This is a genomic window from Moorena sp. SIOASIH (assembly GCF_010671925.1).
Lineage (GTDB): Bacteria > Cyanobacteriota > Cyanobacteriia > Cyanobacteriales > Coleofasciculaceae > Moorena.
The window spans coordinates 180,056-202,649 of sequence record NZ_JAAHIH010000005.1; the positions used below are offsets into that span (position 1 = coordinate 180,056).

Below are 22,594 nucleotides of genomic sequence, written 5' to 3' on the forward strand. Positions count from 1 at the left end.
ATTTCAAAGCTTTCAAGAACCTTGAGGGTTTAGGATTTATAGGATTCTAGGGTATCTATGACCTACAAAATTCAAAATGTCAAAGTTTTGGATAACTATTCATAACAACTCTAATGTCTGAGATACCGAGTTGGACACCTCTTCATGCACGGCTACATAGAACCCTGCGGCAAAAGAAGCTACTACCCAAGAATCAGCAGGTTTTAGTAGCCGTATCCGGTGGGCAGGATTCCCTTTGCCTAACCAAACTACTCCTAGATTTACAGCCCAAGTGGAAATGGCAGCTAGGAATCGCCCACTGTGACCACCGTTGGCCCTATGATGAGGGAATTTCCCTTCATGTACAGCAAATTGCTCAAAGTTGGGGGCTTCCATTTCATCTACGAACCGCCCCTGAAGTGACAAAGAGCGAATCAGCAGCGCGGCAGTGGCGTTATCAAGCCCTGATTGACATTGCCCAAACTCAAGGTTATCCCACTGTTGTCACTGGTCACACAAAAAGCGATCGCGCTGAAACAGTCCTCTATAACCTGATAAGAGGTTCAGGGACTGATGGCTTGCAAGCTTTGACCTGGGAACGACCTCTTGCTCCTGGAGTACGTCTGGTGCGTCCCCTACTTGAGACATCCCGTAGCGAAACTCTCCAGTTTTGCGAGCAGCAGCAACTTTCTATTTGGGTGGATGCTTACAATCAAGACCTTAACTATGCCCGTAACCGTATCCGCCAAGAGCTAATACCCTATATAAAAACCCATTTCAACCCACAAGTTGAGACAGCCTTGTCCCAAATTGCTGAAATCTTGCGAGCAGACGTGGAATATCTGGAAAACACTGCTGAGCAAATCCAAAAACAAGCCATGGCAGTACCTAGTTTAGAGGAAGATCCTGGTAGCAATAGCCCTCCACGATTAAATCGTCTGGTATTACAGCAAGCTCCCCTAGCTTTGCAACGTCGTGTGATTCGGAAGTTCCTTCAGGAAAACCAAACCAAAGCCCTCAGCTTTGAGCAAATCGAAGCCGTGACTGGTTTAATTGCTGCTCCCAACCGCTCTCGAACGTCATCCTTTCCTGGTGGAGTAACAGCCTTGGTAGAAGAGGAATGGATTATTCTTAATACTGAAGTATGAAGTATTAAGTATTAAGTATTAAGTATGAAACACTTCTATCTCTTAGTTTCCGAGAAATTTTTCTCCTTCAACCTACCCTACAACGAATACGGGGCGAACAACATTCAACCTTTAACATTCAACCTACCCTACACCGAATACGGGGCGAACAACATTTAATATTAAACCTTAAACCTAAGAAGCTGCCAACTCTGGAGATTGGCTTAAGCTACTGATGATTTGGGATATTTGAGTGATCGCTTGTTGTTGAGAACCACCTGTTTTCTGGATGTGATTCAGAGCATTTGCGATCGCATCCAGCTTCTGTCGAATTTCATTGACACCATCTTGCAATGGCTGTAGGGTTTCTTCATAGAGATGAACTTTGCCCCAAAGTTGAGCGACCTTCACCTGATTGGAGAGCCAACTTTCCTCCCAATTTTTTACCTGAGCCAGCTTAGCATCCTTTTCTTGGGTTTGTTGATTCATCAATTCTGCAGCTTGGCTAAGACTTTGGCGCATCTGTTCAATTTCTCGTTCTAGTTGTTGCAATTGATCTGACTGTTGTTTGCACTGTGCTTCTAGTTCGAGCAAAATTGGTTCTAAGTCAATTTTCTGGTTTTGTTGACCATTACTGTCCACAATTCCTTGCCGCAGTCGCAACACTCGTAGGTGCTGATTTAGAATTTCTTCTCGTTCCCATAGAGTCCGGCGTTGACCCACCAAGGTTCTGTCCAGCATCTGGTAACGGTCTTGCTCATCTGCTAACTGGGTTTCTAGACTAATACGATCGTATTCACTAGCGACCCTAATCTGTTCTTGTAGTTCTTCAATCCCTTGGTGTTGGAGTGTTAGTTCTTCTTCTTGGTCATTGACGAAGCGTACAACTTTTTCCAAATCCTGCTGCAAATTCTGAACTATATCCTGTAACTCACCCAAGGGCATTTTTTCTAGTGCTGCAATATCCACCATTTGGCTAATCTTGACATCCCCTGATGTTGTTGCCATTCGAGCCAGTTCTTGGTATAATTCTTGCTGAGTTTGGAGTTGCAGACTCACCATCCTAGCTGATTCGAGCTTGATCTCTAGATTGGTTTGCTGCACTTGCATTTCCCGATTTGCCTGTTCACAGGATGCTTGTAATTGTTGTAACTTTTGGGTTTGATGTTGGACTTCCTCCCCGTGACCCTCAACGTCTGCTTCTAATTTTTCCGCTAATAGACGCTGTTCATTTAACTGCTGCCAGTGAGTATCCAACACCGACTGCTGATGCTTGACTACTTCCAAGGCTTGATTCAGTGGTTCCCAGACAGATTGTGTTGATTCTGCTCCTCCTGATAAGCGATTGAGCAATTGCTGAATCACACCAGCCTGCTGAGCATCTAAACCAGCAGAGTAAGAACCCTCTGAAACTTGCTCTTGTAAGCGTAGCTGCTGTCCCCGGAGTTGTTCCCAAGCACCTTCGAGCTCCTTACTTTTACGCTCCAATTCTTGTCTGAGTTTAGCAGTTTCTGCCTCAGTAGTTTCCAGTTCTTGGCGTTGTTGCTCTATTCTGGAAAAATCCTCCTCCATCGTTTGCATCTGCTCAAGCCGCGCTTCCATTTCCATCTCGCGACGGTTGAGTTCTTGACTTTGATAGGTCAAAGATTGCTTCCACTGCTCAATTTCTTCTTCCTGGTTTTTTGACTTTTCTAGCAAGCGAGAGAAATTTTGCAATAGATTGACTAACCTTCCCCCCGCTGCCTCGATTGTCCCCTGTATTTGTCGATTCCCACTCAGGTTAACAATCACCAACGCACCATCACCAAAGTTATTGGCTTGTTCTGTCGGAAGCACTTCCTCCCCAGACACCTTATTCCAACTCTGGTCAGTCCGCTGAAAAGCCAGCAGTTTCAGTTCGGCCTGAGCTCTACCCATAAACCCAGTTTTCTGCTTTCTTACCTCTGCGAGATACAGCACACTGATCGTCCTCTTTTACTTGTATTGTGCCCAATTCTTGATTAACACATTTGAACGCTTAACCCCTTTGGGGTTGCAGGGTGGTAATTTTCGGAGATTATTGGTCAACCGATCTATTTTTGTTTTTATCCTTAAGGCTATTAGTCCTTTAAAGGATGACGGCATTCAGTATATTTAGACACTAAAGGTATTTTAAGGTATTTCCTAGACTTGATCTGCCAGTCAATAAAGGTTAGCAGAATAAAAATAGATTTATGAGGATAGTCTTAGGAATCTTCCCACAGGGGGGGTCTAGTTTCCCCAACCTGTCTAGTTTCCCCAAGCATAGATTTTATCCACCCTAGTGGTCGATTTTTCTAGCTAGATTGAACATAACATCTTACCCCATCACTTTCTTACCTTGTGCCTAATCCCTATTCAAATAAATATACTTAATTTATATGCTTATATGCTATCCAATGGTGTTTAAAGTCCTAACCTAGAACCTTGGACATCTTAGCTTAATTTTCCAGTAACCGTCAAAATCCCACTCTTACCCCTAATCAGTTACTTCGCTCATGGTTAGCTGTCTGCAGCCATGGTAAGCTTCCACCAGTTGGCTTACAGAAGCGATTCCTTACCAACTATACTAGCCTCACCCAATTTTTTGGGATATTTTCAGTGTACAGTTAAGCGGTTTCTTGAGCAAAGATAGATCAGTACCAGTTTATGGGCATCCTTAAACTCAATGACAGGTCATAATCTCAGATTCATCAACAGGTTGTTAGGAGCACATTGTCTTTAAATGCAGGGAACTTTGAGTGAAATTGATATCCGTAGCATCCTGCAACTGATCGAGCTAGGTCAGCGAACCGGGGAACTCTTAGTCGAGGCATACAGCTCTCACCCTAGTAGCAAGGCTAGCAATATTGGCAGTCATCGTTTTGCCTCAGGTAGACTTTACCAGCAGCCAAAACTACCAAGTCCCGGTCCTTATTGGTTTGTCTTCTTCCTGAATGGCCAGATTGCCTATGCTGCTGACAGCGATGGGAGCTTGACGCGCCTGCATGATTATCTGCGCCGCTATAAAGCCAATGATGCTCTAGAGCAATTGGAAAGTCTCTCCATTGCCGCTACCAATGCTCTAGAGTATGGTTATCTTTGGGCTTTGTTAGAAAAGCATGTTATCACACCAAACCAAGGGCGAAGCATTATTCAAAGCATGGTTCATGAAACCCTTTTTGATTTGCTGAGCCTTCACCATGGCTACTTTGTATTTGAAATTGGTCCGGCATTAGCACCGCAACTTACTACCTTAGAAATAGGACCATTGGTCACAGAGATTATGAAGCAGGTGCAGGAGTGGAAGCAATTGTGCCCTCATATCCAATCTCCCCATCAGTGTCCAATGATTACTGCCCATGACCAGTTACAGGCTACACTGCCCGAAAAATCCTTTAGACTCATCAGCAGTTGGGTAGATGGCAAAACTTCTCTACGCCAGTTGTCCCGTTATCTCCATCGCGACCTGATCACCGTAGCTCGGGCTATTTATCCCTATGTACAACAGGGGTCAATCCAAATGGTGACCCCCAAAGAAGCAGATACGCCAGCCATTGAAGAGCAATGGGAGTTGAAGAAAGTTACACGATCTGTTGTCTGTGTTGATGATGATCTCGCAGTTGGAAAAGCTGTGGAATATACCCTAGAAGCCAAAGGTTATAAAGTCACAGCAATACAGAAGCCCCTAAAGGCTCTGAGTGAGGTTTTTCAACTCCAACCCGATCTCATCCTCTGTGACCTAGTAATGCCCGACCTAGATGGTTATGAGCTTTGTGGCATGTTACGCCAATCCACAGCATTTCGGCAAACCCCCATCATCATGCTCACAGGCAAAGATGGCTTTATCGATCGCGTCAGAGCCCGGATGGTAGGCGCAACTGACTACTTAACGAAGCCCTTCGGAGATCATGAGTTATTGATGCTTTTGGAAAAATACATTTGGTCCAGGTGATCTAGAACAATGCCAAGATAGTAATGCCCTGACCAAAGAATTAGATCAAGGGGAGAATCTTGCTCTGTCAGCCTTTAACTTATTAATAGAGGCGTCTAACCCATCAGTTAATTAACCAACACTATCCTAATTAAACCCACTGGTCAAGCTAGAAGCTTCCACAAATTCAATAAAAATCTAGTCTTTCTTGGTATCACCACCAATAGATGAGCGATACTGTAATCATGATTTAATTTATAGACCCAAATCGGGCTGTGGTTTAATTTCACTACTATTTCCCGAGGGTCGAGCTAGGAGTTATGAGTAAAGTTTTAGTTGTAGAAGACAGCCTTGCTCAACGGCAGATGATCTCAGACCTCCTCAAAGGTAGTGGTTTGAAGGTGGATGTTGCCAGTGATGGTGTTGAGGCTTTAGAACATATTGTAGAGTCTTGTCCAGATGTAGTGGTCTTGGATATAGTGATGCCACGCATGAATGGCTATGAGGTCTGTCGCCGTCTTAAGGCTGACCCTAAAACTCAGAATGTGCCAGTGGTGATGTGTTCTTCAAAAGGTGAAGAATTTGACCGCTATTGGGGCATGAAGCAAGGTGCAGATGCATACATTGCGAAGCCTTTTCAGCCAACGGAGTTGATTGGAACAGTTAGACAGCTACTTAGAACATAAATATATTGGTATTTAACGGGAATGGTTGCTAATCCGGACTTTGTAACTGACTCGGCTCTTGAACAAGCCCCAGAATTGCAGGAATTGGAAAGTCCTGAAGGCGAACTATACCTGCGGTTTTATCTGCCATCTGGTGATGAATTTGCTCTGCCGGCTACTGGGATAAAAGAGGTAATTGACCCCTCCCCTGAACAAATTACTCCTATTCCTAATGCTTCCCCTTTATTGTTGGGGACTTTCAATCGACGTGGACGGGTAATTTGGGTCTCAGATCTAGGTCAGTTTCTGGGGGATAAAACGGTTTTAAATACAGACCGTATGGAAATCCCTGTTATTGTTATTGAAGATCAAGACACTATGCTGGGGTTGGCAGTTCAACAAATTGTCTGTACAGACTGGCTGGATGTGGAAAAGTTACATATGCCTACCAATGTTGCCGATAGTATGGCTCCTTTCTTACGCGGTGAGTGGTTGCTAGACATTGAGTTTAATCAGGTTCTTCGACTACTTGATCATGTGGCGATTATACGCTCAGCAAGGTGGGCAGCCTAAAACTAATTATTAAAAATTGAACATTAAAAATTAGTTTGATTAATTATTAATAAATATTAATTTTTAATGCTTCGGGAGGAGGTAAATGGCATCCAGTATAAATTACCCCCAGCAGTATGGGGAAGCCGAAAAAGCCTATATGCAGGGCAAATACCAAGAAGCGGCAACAATTGTTGATCGTTTGATTGAGGATTTCCCTAATGAACCCAGTGCGCTGCTACTGCGGGGTCATATATACTGCTATGGTCTACAACAGTACGATGTGGCTCGCCAACAGTATGAATCAGTACTCAATCTGACCTCTGAACCGGATTTTGTTAATTATGCCAACAACGGTCTAGAGTACGCCCAGCGATCCACAAATGGTCATCAGGCTGCTGGGTTATCACCTGATGATGATGTCAATACATCACAGGTGAAACTAGATGAGACTGAGGAGTTGAGTGCAGAACCCACAGCAGGAAATTGGCAAGACTTCGCTGATTTTAATGATATCAGTGAATTTGACCCGGAAAGCTTAAGTTTTGATAACACAGGGGTTGATGATTTTGCTTCAGCATCCACCTCACCCTTTAAGGAGTCTTTTCAAGATTCCACTAGTGATAGTGATGAAGGAGCCATAGAGTATCAGTCTGCTTCTAATCTAGACCCTTTTAGTATGGTCAGTGACTTAGAAGAAGACAGTGAGGATTTAGAGAGTTGGGAAATTGCCTCTGAGGATTTAGAACTCGATGTTAACGCTGTCAGTAGTCAGACTTCTTACAATGGCACAGAAGGACACTTTCCTGAACTCTCTCAAGAGGAGGGTCTACAAACATTTATGGTGTCTCCTGAGGTGAATTTAGACGAAGATCACTCTTTAGGTTCAGAACAGTTAACTAGTGAATCGAGCACAGTTGAGTTTAACATCCTGGGTGAAGAAGAATTAGAATCTCTGCCGGATTACGAGTTTAGCGATCTTGAGGAGCAATCAAAGAATTCCTTTGTTGAAGCCGCAACCCTGTTAATGAATTCAGCAGAGCTTGAGGGGCATTTTTACCAGACTCCAAGTTCTTATCCTACCCCTCCCAGCGAGCAGCCTTTGGAACCTGAGAAACCAACTTCTGGGGATACTCAAGCCTATGCTGACAATCAAGAGGACTTAGAATATCTCAATGATGAGGCGGCTGACTCTACTGAACCCTATTTAGGGGGAAACTATGGCTCGGATGAGCAACTTTTGGACTCAGCTTACGATCACAATGGGTTCAACTCTCCAAGCCCAGACCAAATTAATTTGGAATCCTTTGATGATGATTCTTGGACAATGGATGATGTAACGGAATCAGAAGAGGAAATATTGTCAGGAATTGAAGCACATCAAGGGGTAAAAGAGGGGTTTTTAGATGAGTTTGACCTATTTGATGATGATTTAGATTCAATCCCTGATTTCTCTGTTGATGATCAGCAACCACTGTCCAATCAGAGTGATGACAATAGTGATTTTGATGTATTAAGCAGTACTGGCTCAACACTGGAAAGTACTGGCTCAATGGAGATGAACACCAGTGGTGCTAGTGCTGTAGCCAATCATGATTATCCGTCAGCCACTGGGAATGAGGAGCTATTTAGCCTTAGTAGTGCCACCGAGCCCATCCCAATTTATAATCCCACTAAAGACATTGACAAAGAGCTGGTTGTTAGTATTGACCAAGGTCCACTAGCTCCCATAGAAAACGCTCCCTTCAACCAGAAGAATTGGATGACTGCCTTGATTACTGGGGCGGTCTCAATGGTTGTGGTAGCCGGGGTTAGTGCTGGAGCACAATACATGGTTCGAGATGATCCATCCTTCAAAAATCACGTGCGGAATACTAGTATTCTGATGACCCTAGCCGCTGGTGTTGCCAGTTTTGGTACGACTCTGGCTGTGGGAAATATTACAGCTAGGCAGATTAGACGTAGTACCGAAAACCTGAAAACTCAGTTTGAAGGAGTCTCTCAGGGTAATCTCAATGCCCATGCTACGATTTATTCTCAGGACGAATTGGGTCAGTTAGCCCATAGTTTCAACCAAATGGCTAGAGTCATCTTGACAACGATGACTGAAGCACAACGAAAGGCAGAAGAGCAAGAACAGGCAAAAGAAGACCTCCAACGCCAGGTAATTCGATTGCTTGATGATGTGGAAGGGGCAGCACGGGGGGATTTAACGGTACAAGCAGAGGTAACTGCTGATGTTTTGGGGGCAGTTGCTGATTCGTTTAACCTGACCATTCAAAACCTACGGGAAATTGTACAACAAGTCAAGCAGGCAGTTCGTCAGGTGACTAAATGTTCCACTGATAGTGAGTCCTTTGCCCGTAGCTTGTCTTCTGATGCTTTACGGCAAGCTGAGGAACTGGCGGTCACCCTGAACTCTGTACAGGTGATGACCGATGCTATTCAGCGGGTGGCAGAGAGTGCACGAGAAGCTGAGGAAGTTGCCCGCTCAGCCTCGGCTACTGCTCTCAAAGGTGGTGAGGCTGTGGAGCGCACTGTGGCAGGAATTTTGCAAATTCGTGAAACAGTAGCAGAAACGACTCGTAAAGTCAAGCGTTTGGCAGAATCTTCCCAGGAAATTTCTAAAATTGTTACATCGATTTCTACCATTGCCTCCCGAACAAATTTGTTAGCACTCAATGCTAGTATTGAGGCGGCAAGAGCTGGAGAAGCTGGTCGAGGCTTTGCTGTTGTTGCGGATGAGGTACGACAGCTCGCTGATAAGTCAGCCAAGGCACTCAAGGATATTGAACACATTGTGTTGCAAATCCAGAGTGAAACTGGTTCAGTTATGACAGCTATGGAAGAAGGCACCCAACAGGTGATTGAAGGTACTAAACGAGCAGAACAAGCCAAGCGATCGCTAGAAGATATTGTGCAAGTGGCAAACCGGATCGATGCTTTAGTACGTGCCATCACTGCGGATACTATCGAGCAAACTGAAACATCCCGTGCTGTTGCCCAAGTGATGCAATCCGTTGAGTTAACCGCTCAAGAAACCTCCCAAGAAGCCCAAAGGGTTTCTGGAGCCTTGCAAAACCTGGTCGGTGTGGCGGGAGAGTTGCGGACATTTGTTGAGCGTTTCCGTGTGGAAGCGAATGATGGGAAATGATTGATTAATGGCTAAAACTTCCAGCCTCGGGTTATGGAGTCAGCGTTTACTGGCGGCGATTTTCTTAGCTGGGCAAGTGATACTTCATCTACTGACTGGGAAGATTCACCGCCGCAATACCATCGAGCAAATGGTAACCGTTGGACCAGAGTCTCTGATAATTGCTCTGCTCACTGCTACTGTAATCGGTATGGTGTTTACCATTCAGGTAACACGAGAGTTCATTAATTTTGGTGCCACCAATGCCATTGGGGGAGTCTTGGCTCTAGCTTTGGCTAGGGAATTGGCTCCGGTGTTGACTGCTGTGGTTTTGGCAGGACGAGTTGGCTCGGCATTTGCTGCTGAAATTGGTACGATGCGTGTTTCAGAGCAAATTGATGCTTTGTATATGCTCAAGACTGACCCGATTGATTACTTAGTGATTCCTCGGGTTATTGCTTGTTGTCTAATGCTGCCAGTGTTGACCATTCTCGCCATTGTGACTGGTATGGTAGGAGGAGTGGTGCTGGCTCAGAATATTTATGGTATTCCCCAGTCTGTGTTTCTTGATTCGGCTCGTAACTTCCTAGGAATTTGGGACTTGTTCTCTGCTGCTATTAAATCTGTAGTGTTTGGGCTGTTGATTGCTGTGATTGGTTGTAGCTGGGGGTTAACCACGACAGGAGGGGCTAAGGGTGTGGGTCAATCTACCACCACTGCTGTGGTTACTGCTTTGCTGGCAATTTTTATTAGCAACTTTTTCTTATCATGGTTGATGTTCCAAGGGATGGGTAGTGCGGTGATCAGCTAAATCGGTTGTTAATCGTTCATTGTTAATTGCCCAAAAGCAATCAGTTAACATACAGCTATAAACCAGTAATCTTCCCTCAAGGTCTGTAGCTGTTCAAAATTCCCTAAAACCTGACCTGATCAGCAGTAATCCACAGATGAGTTAATTTAAAATAGAGCAATCGACCGCTACAGGAAGGGCGATTCCATTTCCTTTCGGAAACTTCCCATAGCTCCACTTAACGCCATTGTCCACACTGTTCAGTTCTACAACTTCACTAATGTCCCAGTCGTATTTTGATACCGAAAGCAAAACTCACAAGTCCTTTGAATTACCCGGTGCTAGACCCCAATACAATCCTGACCGCCCAGGACAAGTGGAGCATATTTTCCTGGATTTAACTCTGGATATCCCCCTCGAAAGGGTTAGCGGTACCTGCACCATCACCCTTAACCCAATACGCAATGGCATTAAACAGCTAGTACTTGATGCGGTCAACTTGACTATCGCCTCAGTGCAGGTTGACCAAATCCCCCAACCCTTTGACTATGACGGGGAACAACTAAAGATCCAGCTACTTAACCCGCCTGTTGTTGGAAAAGCGATTAAGATTGCGATCGCATACAGTGTAGACAACCCCCAGCGCGGTATTTACTTTATTCATCCAAACCAACACTACCCCAACAAACCCACCCAAGTTTGGACCCAAGGAGAAGATGAAGACTCTCGCTTCTGGTTCCCTTGTTTCGATTATCCTGGTCAACTTGCTACCTCCGAAATCCGCGTTAGAGTGCCAAAACCCCTGATTGCTATCTCCAACGGGGAACTATTTGCTACAGAAGAAGACGGGGATGAAACCATATACCACTGGCGGCAGCAAGAAGTTCATCCCACTTACCTGATGACTCTAGCAGTAGCCGACTTTGCGGAAATTCGGGATGAATGGCAGGGCAAACCAGTCAACTACTACGTCGAGAAGGGGCGAGAGGAGGATGCTCGCCGCAGCATGGGCAAAACCCCTGGAATGATAGAGTTCTTGAGTGAAACCTTTGGCTATCCCTACCCCTATCCGAAATATGCCCAAGTCTGTGTAGATGACTTCATCTTTGGTGGTATGGAAAACACCTCCACCACTCTGTTAACAGACCGTTGCTTGCTTGATGAACGAGCAGCTATCGATAACCAACGGACTGAAAGCCTTGTGGTTCACGAACTTGCTCATCAGTGGTTTGGGGACTTAGTGGTGATTAAACACTGGTCCCATGCCTGGCTTAAGGAAGGCATGGCATCCTACACAGAAGTGTTTTGGACCGAACATGAGTATGGTAAAGATGATGCTGCCTACTACATACTCAATGAAGCACGCAGTTATATCTCAGAAGATAGTTCTCGTTACCGCCGCCCCATGGTTACCCATGTCTATCGAGAAGCTATTGAACTCTACGATAGGCACCTTTATGAAAAAGGTGCTTGCGTCTATCATATGATTCGGGCAGAGTTAGGGGAAGACTTGTTCTGGAAAGCAATCCAAACCTTTGTTCAAGATAATGCTCACAAAACCGTAGAAACCATTGACCTGCTAAGGGCGATTGAAAAAGCTACCGGTCGTAATCTGTTATTCCTATTTGACCAGTACGTCTTCCGGGGGGGCCATCCTGAATACAAAGTTGCCTATTCCTGGGATGGGGATAGCAAGTTGGCTAAAGTTACAGTAACCCAAACTCAGGCAAAAGATAGTAACACAGGTAGCGATAGTGAGCTATTTGACCTGAAAATCCCGATTGCCTTTGGTTACACCCAGCTCGAAGACGATTCTCCTGTGGAAACGTCTAATGAAACCTGTCTACAGACATTTACGGTCAGGGTTCATGAACGGGAACAAAGTTTCTATTTCCCACTGGCGAAAAAACCTAACTTAATTAGCTTCGACCACGGGAATAATTACCTGAAAACCGTTTCCCTAGAATACCCAATAGCCGAACTCAAAGCCCAGCTGAAATTTGACCCAGACCCCATCTCCCGTATCTATGCAGGGAAAGCCTTGGCGAAAAAGGGAGGATTAGAAGCAGTAAAAGCATTGTCTGATGCCCTAAAGAGTGAATCATTCTGGGGTGTTCGCTTAGAAGTAGCCAAACAATTAGCTAAGGTAAAACTAGATCAAGCCGAAGCCGCCTTAATTGCTGGCTTGTCCGATCAAAATCCCCGTGTGCGTCGTGCCGTTGTGCAAGCCTTGGGTGAAGTGAAGACTCCAGAAAGCTACAATGCTCTCAAGCAATTACTAGAAAAAGGGGATGCCAGCTACTACGTAGAAGCCTCAGCAGCCAGGTCACTTGGGGGAATGGTTTCGGCAAGCCTTAAGGATAGAGAAGATGAAGTAATCCAATTGCTCACAAAAGTACTCCAAGAACGGAGTGGTTGGAATGAAGTAGTACGTAGCGGTGCCATTGGTGGCTTAAGTCAAATTAAATCCTCACCCATTGCCCTAGACGTAATTTTAGAATATACCACTCCTGGCATACCTCAACCCCTTCGTCTAGGAGCGATTCGAGCTTTAGGAGAGATTTCTACAGGTCAGACTCCCAATAAAATAGAGTCGATCCTGGAGCAATTAGAAGAACTGTCCCGTGAAACCTTCTATTTGACTCAAGTCACCATAGTTGGGGCTCTAGGAAAAATGGAAACCCCGAAAGCTATGGATATTTTGCGATCGCTTTTAGAGAATACCCCTGATGGGCGAATTCGTCGGATTGCAGAAGAAGCCATTCAGAAAGTCCAGAAAACCATTGGCTCTGACAAAGCCATTAAACAGCTACGGGACGAACTTGACAAACTGAAAAAAGATAATCAGGAACTCAAAAGCCGCCTGGAAAACTTGGAAGCCAAATCTAATTAGGTATGAAGTCTTTCTTTTACAGCTTCTAATTAAATTTAGTAAGCATTCAGCTATCAGCTCTCAGCTCTCAGCTCTCAGCTTTCAGCCATTCGCGTAGCGTGGCCAACGGCCAAGGCCAAGGCTGACGGCTGACGGCTGACGGCTGAATGCTTACAATTTATACTTAAATTTCTACAGTGAACACTGACCCTGATGGTTGATTATTTTCTACAAATATCCTACCACCATGGGCTTCAACTGCCATTTTACAGAATGTTAATCCCAGACCAGTTTGAGAAATTCCAGTCATTAAATTTCCCACATCGTACTTATCAAAAATACGTTTTCGCAATTCTTCATCAATCCCAGGTCCAGAATCAGCAATGCGAATTCTAGCTTGGCTTTCCCGATCTACTGGATAATCTACTTGCAGTATAACTTTACTTTGTGAAGGAGAAAATTTGATGGCATTTGAGAGTAAGTTATCTAAGACACGGCGGATTAAATTAGCATCAATTAAAAGAGTCTTACTGGATTCTGGTAGATCGCTAACTAGCTGAATGTTTTTCTCGTGAGCAATGGCTTGGAAATCTAAGACTACCTCTTGTTCGAGTGCATTGAGATCCACCAAGTCTCGATTAAGCGTAAGTTTTCCCGATTGTAACTTCGCCATCATCAATAAGTTATCCGTCATTGAGCGCAGCTGGAGAGCTGATTTCAATATTTGTTCAGTCTTTCTTTGCTGTTTTTCTTGGAGTTCAGTTTGCTGCAAAATCTCACAAGATATGATAATATTAGCCAAAGGATGTCTCAAATCATGCACGATCATATGAGACATATCTTCCCTCAGCTGTAAAGTAGCAGCTAGTTCATCATGTTGTTTTTTAATCCGCAACATCGAACGCACTCTAGATCGCAGTTCGAGTCCACTAACAGGTTTACCTAGGAAATCATCGGCTCCTGCATCCAGGCATCGGGCAAGATCTTCCTTAGAATTGAGAGCCGTTACGATAATAATTGGGATATGCTGCCAGTTTGGGTCAGACTTGATCCGACTGCAAACCTCTATACCATCAAGTTCTGGCATCATCACGTCCAATAAGATTACGTCCGGCTGAATTTCCTCTAGACGGTTCAATGCCTCTTCACCACAAGAGGCATAGCTCAAGTTGTAACCTTCCTTGAACAGGAGAGCCTCAATGACATCAAACCCACAGGGTTCATCATCAACTACTAGTATAGAGTTTTGACTATCCATCAATAACACCCTTTATGCGCTTGAATAGTTCATCATATTAAATACAGATGTCTGGGATTTAGTTTGGGTAATACTAACTTGTAATATTAACTTATACTTATATACTATTGATTAGGTTTAAACCTGCTTGGGATTTATAACTAATGACTGATTAATTGAAAATCCTTAACGTCTACATGAACATACTGTTGAATAGTACTGACCAAGTTCTTCAGACTCACTGGTTTAGGGATGTATTCGTCCGCGCCAGCTCCTAGACATTTCTCCTTATCCCCTGGCATCGCCAGTGCTGTTACGGCAATAATCGGAATTTCGCTAGTTTCCTGATTGTCTCGAATTCGCTTAATCGCTTCAATACCGTCCATATCTGGCATCTGAATATCCATCATAATCAGCTGTGGGTGGTACTCTTTAGCCTGGCTAATCGCTTCCCAGCCATTCTTAGCTAATATCAACCGATAGCCTTTGCTGAGCAAGTAATCCCAAATCGTCTTAATGTTAGTCTCATTATCCTCTGCAATTAAGATTAACGGTGACTCTGGAGCTGTTTGAGGCATAAAGACCAGAGCAGTTTCGGCATGGTTGGGTGACTCTGGTGTTTCTAAACGACCCAAAACTTTGCTAATTGTTGAGCGCAAGAGTTGGCGGGAGACTGGTTTAACCAGATATTCAGACGCACCCATCTCCAAGGCTTGCGATCGCTCATCCACTACAGAAAGAATAATCACTGGGATGTGTTGGGTTTGGGGATGAGCTTTTAGCTGAGCCAAAACCTTCCAGCCAGACACCTTCGGCAATTGCAAATCTAGAATAATCACGCCTGGGTTGACCTGTATAACCTGCTCGAGAGCACCTTCTCCTTCAGGGTAAGTCAAGGTTTGTAGCCCTATTTCCCTGATATAGCGAGAAATAACTTCAGCTGCAGTAATAGAGTCTTCGATGATCAGCACTTGGGGATTGGAGATGCCAGATTGAGTAAATTGGCTTAGGTCTCCCAAATCACTCTGGTATTCTCCGTTTGCCTCACCGCTTTGTTTAATCGGCAGAGTTACTGTGAAGCAACTACCTTTACCCACTTCACTCTCCACATCTACCCTACCCCCATGAATTTCTATAGTTCGTTGCACCAAAGCCAAACCCAAACCTGTACCGGCGTAGCGACGGGAGAGACGGCTGTCAATTTGGACGAAGGATTGGAATAGCTTAGGCATATTTTCTTGAGCAATGCCAATACCAGTATCAATGACACTAAAACAAATAGTATTTCTCAATAAATCTTCCTCAGCTTTTAAAATAACCCTTCCTCCGGTTGGGGTAAACTTCACAGCATTACTGAGCAAATTGATCAGGACTTGTCGGATACGTCGCTCATCCACTTCTATTTCCCATAGTCTCTCAGTTAGCTGAGAAGTCAGCTTAATATTTTTGTGATGGGCTTGGTTTCTAACAAACATCAAGCTGGAATTGCAGAGTTTTTGGAGGGAAACAGCACAGATGTGGAGTTCCATCTTCCCAGATTCAATTTTGGCAAGGTCAAGCAGATCATTGATTAGTTCTAGCAAATGTTGACCACTGCTCTGAATTGTACCGAGAGATTTACGCTGCCTATCTGTAATCGAACCATACACTTCCTCTTGCAAAGCTTCTGATAAACCAAGAATAGCGTTGAGGGGAGTACGTAATTCATGACTCATGCTAGCAAGAAACTCATCTTTGAGACGAGTAGCCCGTTCTAACTGGGCATTAGCCAGAGCCAGTCTTTGATGATTTTGCCGCATCTGCTCTTCAGCATTTTTACGCTGTGTAATATCTCGACAGACACGGATTAAACCACCATCCTCAAGTAACGTTAGAGAAAATTCCTCAGCGAATGTGCTACCATCCTTGCGCACAGCCGTAGCTTCTCCACTCCATTTTCCTGTTTTAAACAATTGGGGGAAAACTGACTTCTCAATACGCTCAATTTCTTCTGGCGGATAAATTATATGCCATTGGCGACCCACCAGTTGATCCGGTTGAGTGTAGCCAAACAATTCCAGGTGAGTCTGATTGAGGTAAAAGTATTCACCTGCTGGATTGACTAATGCGATGCCATCAGTAGCTGCTTCGAGAGCTGTTAACTGACTTTTGAGAGCTTCTTCTGCTTTTTTACGCTCTGAAATATCGGTGTGAGAACCTGCTATGCGATAAGGCTTACCTGTTTTATCCCACAGCGCCGCTCCACGAGTCAGCAGCCAACGGTAGGTGCCATCTTTGTGTAAAGCACGGAACTCTTCTTGATACTGAAAAAAATTGCCCTCTAGATAATTATTAAAACTGAGTAAGGTTTGCTCTAGGTCGTCTGGATGAATAATCTGTGTCCAGGATTCAAACGTATTGGTAATTTCATCATCTTCATACCCCAACATACTCTTCCAACGAGGGGATAAATACATTTCACCAGTTTGGAGATTGCAATCCCAAATCCCATCGTTGACTCCTTCTACAGCTAAGGCAAATCGCTCTTTACTATCCTGAAGTTCCTGCTGAGCCTGTTTTCGTTGTTCTTCTACACCAATAGCGCTGGCAATCAGATTAAGCAGTTGTTTGTCTTCTGTACTTGGTTCTACCTGCTGCTGATACATAACACACAGGGAACCCATTACCTTTTTGTTCCATTTGACCGCAATACCGATGTAAGTACACAGATTATAAGCCCTAATGTTGGGATCAGTTTGAGCATAAGCTGTATTCTGGAGATCCTGCTTGACCACTGACTCATCAGTTCCTTGTCGAATCACGTCGTAGCAAATACGTCCTTTGGCGCTATCCATAGTCGGGTAATCTGGCGGGACTTGCCACTGTCCTAATGTCACCAGTTGATTGTATTCCAGGCAATTATAGAGAGCGAAACTAGCATTGAGTAATTGCCCACAAACGGCTACCAGATGATTAATATTTTTGTCGGGATTGCTACCAAAGTTAAGAAAGCATTCATTAAGTTTCGCCAGTCGCTCTTCCAGTTGCTTCCGATGAGTCAAGTCTCGAATAACCCCCACAATATAGGGATTATTTTTGGAATCGAAGAAACGAGTTTTCTTGGTAGAAATGAAATGAAGGATACCGTTATAATCAGTAAAGTATTCTTCATTTTCATTAACGACACCATTCTTCATGACGAGTTTATCGGTTTTTCTAAAAACCTCAGCTTCTTCTGATACGAAAAATTCCGAATCTGAATGACCTAATAGTTCCTCTCTCGAATATCCGATAAACTCACAAAAGCTATCATTAAAAAATTTCCAATTATAATGTCTATCTTTTACAAAAATTGGATCGGATACTGCATTAATTATGTTCGTGATAAAGTCTTTGGTTGCTGCCAGTTCTGTGTTCGCTACTTCTAGTTCCAAGGCATGATTACTCAACTCTTGATTGAGCTGAGTAACTTGGGCTTCTACTTGCTTTCTCTGGGTGATATCTCGGAAATACCAGATTCTAGTATAGTAATCATTAGCTTCAGACACCACAGAGCCAGAGTAATGGTCAAAAATCCGACCATCATTCAAGTAAATTTCATCACGACTTACTTCGCTGGGATGTTCACACAGATACTTCAGCCTGTGGATAAATTCTTTAGGTTTATTTAGCTTAGATAGCACACTTTTCAAAAGTTTTTGGTCATCACCAGAGTTGAGAATCTCCTCTGGGATATTCCACATCTGACCAAAACGCCGATTATGCCATAGAATTTTTTGGTTTTCATCAATAACTAATATACCATCAATTGATGCCTCTTGTTGAGCCTTTAACAGAAAGTTAGTTCGTTTCAGTAAATTTTCTCCCTGTTTACGCTCGGTAATATCGCGAGCAATAACACAGTTATATTCTTGAGCATTAAACTGTAAATAATTAAGCCCAATTTCTACAGTAAATTCTCGCCCGTATTTAGTGCGATGTACTGAATCTTGCTTAAAAGAACCTCGCTGTTTCAGGTTTTCCCAAAACGGCGACCAGTTATCTTTTGACAGTAAGGGATCGATATCATAAACGTGCAACGTCAGTAGTTCTTCACGGGAGTAGCCAAGGAAATGACAAGCAGCTTCATTGACATAACAAAATCGGCCATCCTGTTTTGATAAAAAAACTGCATCCCCTACCCGATCGAGAGAAAAGTCGATCAGCTTTAGTGTTTCCACAGTCAGGAGACGTTCTGCAATCTCTTGCTGCAATTGAGTGTTTAGTCGTGATTGCTCAGCTGCATAACGTTCCCTTTGCTTAAAAGCAGCCAACAGAGTGTCAGCCATACGATTGAAATTGATAGTAAGTTGCCCTACTTCATCTTTAGTCCACACCTCGACTCGCGCTTCCAAATTGCCAGCAGCAAATTCTTGGGTAGTTTTTTGTAGTTGTTTGACTGGTTTAGCAATTGATCGTCCAAGCAAGATAGCCAAGAAGACATCTGCGATTAAGGCTATAGCAAGGACGCTCAGCTCAAGTTCTAAATTATCCCTAAGAAATTGATTGAAGGAGGATTCAGTAGTTCCTCTGACTAACACTACTGTCGCTTCACTATCAAAATTAGTTAGAGCTTTAGCGACTATAGTGTAAGATTGCTTACCCAAGGTTTGGCGTGCGTAAACTACCTCTGATGCTTGGGTAACTGCTTTCTCCAACAGGGACCCGTTGACTAAATCTAAACTCGATTCCCCTTGCTCTAAATCTTTAACATCACTGTTATCCAAAGTAGCAGTGGCTAAGTTAAATTCCCCTGAACCCTGGCGATAGTAGATTGCACTATAGCCTTTGTCAACCCCCTGCAGGGTGGTCTGAACTATGGGCAATTTGCCATTGACCAAGTCACCAGACACCAAGACAGCTACTATACTTCCAGTCTCTGGGTTCTTGACTGGAGTGAGTGTGTAACGAATTAGGCTGTCTTGTTCAACAAAACCATTCGGTAGCTGAGGTGACTCCTTAGCTAACTCAACCCAGCTGACAATTTGACTGGTCTGAATAGCCTGAGGATTCTGGAAAACTTGACTGACTAATTGATTAGGATTAAACCTCTCTCCTGTACGGTCAGCGTTGGCATTAGCAATAATCTTCCCATTGGTACCTACTAAAGTGCCATATTCAATGTTGCGGGCTTTAATTTCGTTCCTCAGAACCCGTCTGACTTCAGCCTTGAGGGCTGGTTTTATCGGCTGACCAGAATGATGAGCGATCGCAGCAGCAATGATGGCACCATTATCGGCTTGACCACGGAAGCCCAGCTTAGTTTGCTCAATTTTAGAATTGTAGTTGGTCTCGGTGAGTGCTAATTGAGACTCAGCTTGGTCTCGTAGTTCGATTTGCCCTCCTGTTACCATCATTGAAGCAGCGACGCCGAAGAATCCAATCAGAGAAATTAGCTCAGAGGCAAACAAACCAGTAAGCAGCTTACTACTTACTGGTAAGTTATAAAACCACTGTAGGTAGCCTAACCGAATGTCTTGGGAAGGGTTAGGGACAGATGGAGAATCTTGCATAATCCAGGGGAAGTTGCTTATGGCAAAGCATTTTCGTGCGTCTGTAACTGACATCCAATTCGGTAGTGCCGATTTGGTCCGGACAATCGCGGAAACAGCATAGTGTATATAAATCAACGTAGATAAATCAACGTAGATAAATCAACACATTGCCCATGCTTGTTCGCTACGATACCACCGGAATCGATATGACACCATTGTTGCTTTGTTGATTTAGCCCCGTCATGGAGGATTCTGCTGAAGTTTTAATTTAAAGACTGTGGGTGATAACACGGAAATAACAGCTGAAATCTCAAGCTAGAGCCTCGGTTAATATAATAATAGGAGTTGACAAATTTCTATATATATGCATCGAGAAAAATATACTATACAAGACTAGTACACCTTGCAACTACACCTTGGCAGAAATTTGTGACCAGTTCCTTTGAAAATGACCAGATCAGGGAATTAGGGGATGAGGGGGTGATTTTTACTGGTCAGTGATTTGGAGCGTAATCTACTCAATTGACCATAATTGACGATCGGAAGTTCAGGAAATGGGCAAGTTTCTGGTGTAGCTTTCTATGGGACTCTCAATTGTCCTGGTGGCAAAACCTGTCCTAAGCCCTCGATTGGACTTAAACTGAGATCTTGCACCATTGTCATTAATCGTAGGGTGGGCAGTGCCTACCAACGTGGTTTGCAAGCTTCATTATCTGTCTGATCCACTGCCCACCCTACATGAACTATTGGACTTAAACACCGAATTATTGTATATGTATTTGTGTATACTTATTTAATAAAAAGCAAAAGATAGATAAAAAACTATAAATTTCTTAGAGAGGCCTATACTCAGCGTGAGTCAGCATCAACTTGTATCTCCTGAACAGCGGTCTAATGAACCCCAAAGGTGCTATGATCCACAAGCGATCGCCCGCTACTACCGTTCCAGACCTTGGGTAGTGATTTGGCGTTGCCTGAGGATTGTCTGGGGTTTCGCTAGCTTTGTTTTTAGTCTTAAGTTAGACCAATGGCTCAACCGGACTGAGCAGAATAAGTTAAAACGAGCCACACAGCTGCGGAAACTTCTGACTAACCTCGGTCCAACCTTTATTAAAGTCGGACAAGCTCTTTCCACCCGCCCTGACTTGATTCGGCAAGATTTTCTAGATGAACTGATCAAACTACAAGACCAGCTACCTCCCTTTGACAATGCGATCGCATTGTCCATAATCGAGCAAGAGTTAGGGCGCTCCATCCAAAAACTGTTTAGCCAAATTTCCCCAAGACCTGTAGCAGCCGCTAGTCTCGGTCAAGTCTATCGGGCTAAACTTCACACGGGTGAAGAGGTTGCGGTTAAGGTACAACGTCCTAATTTACGCCCTATCCTCACCCTAGATCTTTATTTGATGCGGTGGGCAGCTAGCTGGATTGCCCCCTGGTTACCACTCAATCTCGGTCATGACCTAACTTTGATTGTAGATGAATTTGGTACTAAGCTCTTTGAGGAAATTAATTATCTCAATGAAGGTCGCAATGCCGAACGATTTGCTCTGAACTTCCAAGACGACCCTACTGTGAAGGTTCCAGCAATATACTGGCGCTACAGCAGTATCCGTGTCCTCACCCTAGAGTGGATTGATGGTTTCAAGTTAACAGACACAGAACGTATTCAAGCCTTAGGACTAGACACCGCCAGCTTGATTAAAACTGGTGTCACCTCTGGTTTGCGTCAGTTGTTAGAGCATGGCTTTTTCCATGCTGATCCTCATCCAGGTAACTTATTTGCCCTTCGGGATGGACGCATGGGCTATATTGACTTTGGTATGATGGATCAGTTAGATCAGGACACCAAAGAAACCATTGTCAGCTGTGTCGTTGATCTAATTAATAAAGATTATCAATCATTAGCCCAGGCTTTTGTTAAATTAGGTTTCTTAGCACCCAACACAGATATCCAGCCGATTATCCCAGCCTTAGAAGCTGTGTTGGGAGAAGCAATTGGTGAAAGTGTCGGGGATTTCAACTTCAAGACGATCACCGATCAGTTCTCAGAGTTGATGTACGACTATCCTTTCCGGGTACCAGCCAAGTTTTCCTTAATTATCCGTTCTCTGGTGACTCAGGAAGGACTGGCACTGACCTTAGATCCGAATTTCAAAATTGTCGAGGTTTCCTACCCCTATGTAGCTCAGCGTCTGCTTACCGGTGAAACCCCACAAATGCGGCGGCGTTTGATTGAGGTGTTGTTCAAAGACGGTAAATTCCAGTGGGAACGACTGGAAAATATGATTGCGATCGCTCGCTCTGATCAGAACTTTGATTTGCTACCAACCGCTCAACTTGGTTTGCAGTATCTCTTGTCTGAGGAAGGTCAGTTTTTGCGACGTGAACTGTTGTTAGCGTTAACCGAAGATGACCAACTCCATGGAGCCGAAATTCAGAGTCTGTGGAACTTAGTCAAAGATGATTTACCACCAGAACGTTTATTCAATGTAGCTTTGAATGCACTAAGTACTATTTCCAGTGATGGGATTGGGGCTATTTTACCCAAAGCTCCTGCTGTTAGTACCAAATAGTATGTCAGAGCAACTGGCCTACAACAATATTCCTGATCATGATTACTTACTACTGACTATTGACTACTTGTTGTTATTGTAATTAGCGCCGGTTGCCAACCGCTATCTTAAATGGAGCAAGAGGACTCCCGTTATACCCCCAGGGTTAGCCAGGGCTGTTTCATAGTCGGACTAAAATTCATGGGTGAGGGCTTAAAAGCCCCTTAAGGTCACGCAAAT

The 22,594-nt window shown here is 44.0% G+C and carries 12 protein-coding genes; 9 read left to right on the plus strand and 3 right to left on the minus strand.

Translation table 11 applies throughout. The features are described 5' to 3' along the window. Positions 1-113 precede the first annotated feature (113 nt). Both tilS and F6J90_RS27830 read left to right on the plus strand, forming a co-directional pair. Positions 114-1,127, plus strand: a complete 1,014-nt coding sequence (gene tilS, locus F6J90_RS27825; protein WP_293101106.1) for a tRNA lysidine(34) synthetase TilS — start codon at positions 114-116, stop codon at positions 1,125-1,127. 24 nt (positions 1,128-1,151) lie between these two features. After that, positions 1,152-1,286, plus strand: a complete 135-nt coding sequence (locus F6J90_RS27830; RefSeq protein ID WP_293101109.1) for a hypothetical protein — start codon at positions 1,152-1,154, stop codon at positions 1,284-1,286. 15 nt (positions 1,287-1,301) lie between these two features. On the opposite strand, the gene hmpF is transcribed toward F6J90_RS27830, so the two are convergent. Beyond that, positions 1,302-3,065 (minus strand): pilus motility taxis protein HmpF, encoded by a 1,764-nt coding sequence (hmpF, locus tag F6J90_RS27835; protein WP_293101112.1) that lies wholly within the window; start codon positions 3,063-3,065, stop codon positions 1,302-1,304. A gap of 784 nt (positions 3,066-3,849) precedes the next feature. Here hmpF and F6J90_RS27840 point away from each other — a divergent pair. The 6 genes from F6J90_RS27840 to F6J90_RS27865 all read left to right on the plus strand — a co-directional run bounded on the left by F6J90_RS27840 (position 3,850) and on the right by F6J90_RS27865 (position 13,070). Continuing rightward, positions 3,850-5,058: a response regulator gene (locus F6J90_RS27840; protein WP_293101115.1), complete on the plus strand. Its 1,209-nt coding sequence runs from the start codon at positions 3,850-3,852 to the stop codon at positions 5,056-5,058. A gap of 299 nt (positions 5,059-5,357) precedes the next feature. Further along, on the plus strand, positions 5,358-5,723 hold the full coding sequence (locus tag F6J90_RS27845; protein ID WP_071107414.1) for a response regulator: 366 nt from the start codon (positions 5,358-5,360) through the stop codon (positions 5,721-5,723). A 21-nt stretch (positions 5,724-5,744) separates the two neighbouring features. Then, positions 5,745-6,275, plus strand: coding sequence for a chemotaxis protein CheW (locus F6J90_RS27850; protein ID WP_293101119.1), 531 nt, complete (start codon positions 5,745-5,747; stop codon positions 6,273-6,275). Between the two features lie 85 nt (positions 6,276-6,360). Next, positions 6,361-9,408 (plus strand): methyl-accepting chemotaxis protein, encoded by a 3,048-nt coding sequence (locus F6J90_RS27855; RefSeq protein ID WP_293101122.1) that lies wholly within the window; start codon positions 6,361-6,363, stop codon positions 9,406-9,408. A gap of 7 nt (positions 9,409-9,415) precedes the next feature. After that, a complete protein-coding gene (locus F6J90_RS27860; RefSeq protein ID WP_293101125.1) occupies positions 9,416-10,198 on the plus strand; it encodes an MlaE family lipid ABC transporter permease subunit in 783 nt (260 codons plus the stop codon). 259 nt (positions 10,199-10,457) lie between these two features. Continuing rightward, the gene (locus tag F6J90_RS27865) at positions 10,458-13,070 is read left to right on the plus strand and encodes a M1 family metallopeptidase (RefSeq protein WP_293101127.1); all 2,613 of its coding nucleotides are present in this window, start codon (positions 10,458-10,460) and stop codon (positions 13,068-13,070) included. Between the two features lie 163 nt (positions 13,071-13,233). On the opposite strand, the gene F6J90_RS27870 is transcribed toward F6J90_RS27865, so the two are convergent. After that, positions 13,234-14,307 carry a hybrid sensor histidine kinase/response regulator gene (locus F6J90_RS27870; RefSeq protein WP_293101129.1) on the minus strand — a complete coding sequence of 358 codons (1,074 nt, stop codon included), beginning with the start codon at positions 14,305-14,307 and terminating at the stop codon, positions 13,234-13,236. 140 nt (positions 14,308-14,447) lie between these two features. After that, entirely contained in the window at positions 14,448-19,817 is a 5,370-nt protein-coding gene (locus F6J90_RS27875; protein ID WP_293101132.1) for a PAS domain S-box protein, read from the minus strand. An 836-nt stretch (positions 19,818-20,653) separates the two neighbouring features. Here F6J90_RS27875 and F6J90_RS27880 point away from each other — a divergent pair. Continuing rightward, entirely contained in the window at positions 20,654-22,375 is a 1,722-nt protein-coding gene (locus F6J90_RS27880; protein ID WP_293101134.1) for an AarF/ABC1/UbiB kinase family protein, read from the plus strand. Positions 22,376-22,594 lie beyond the last annotated feature (219 nt).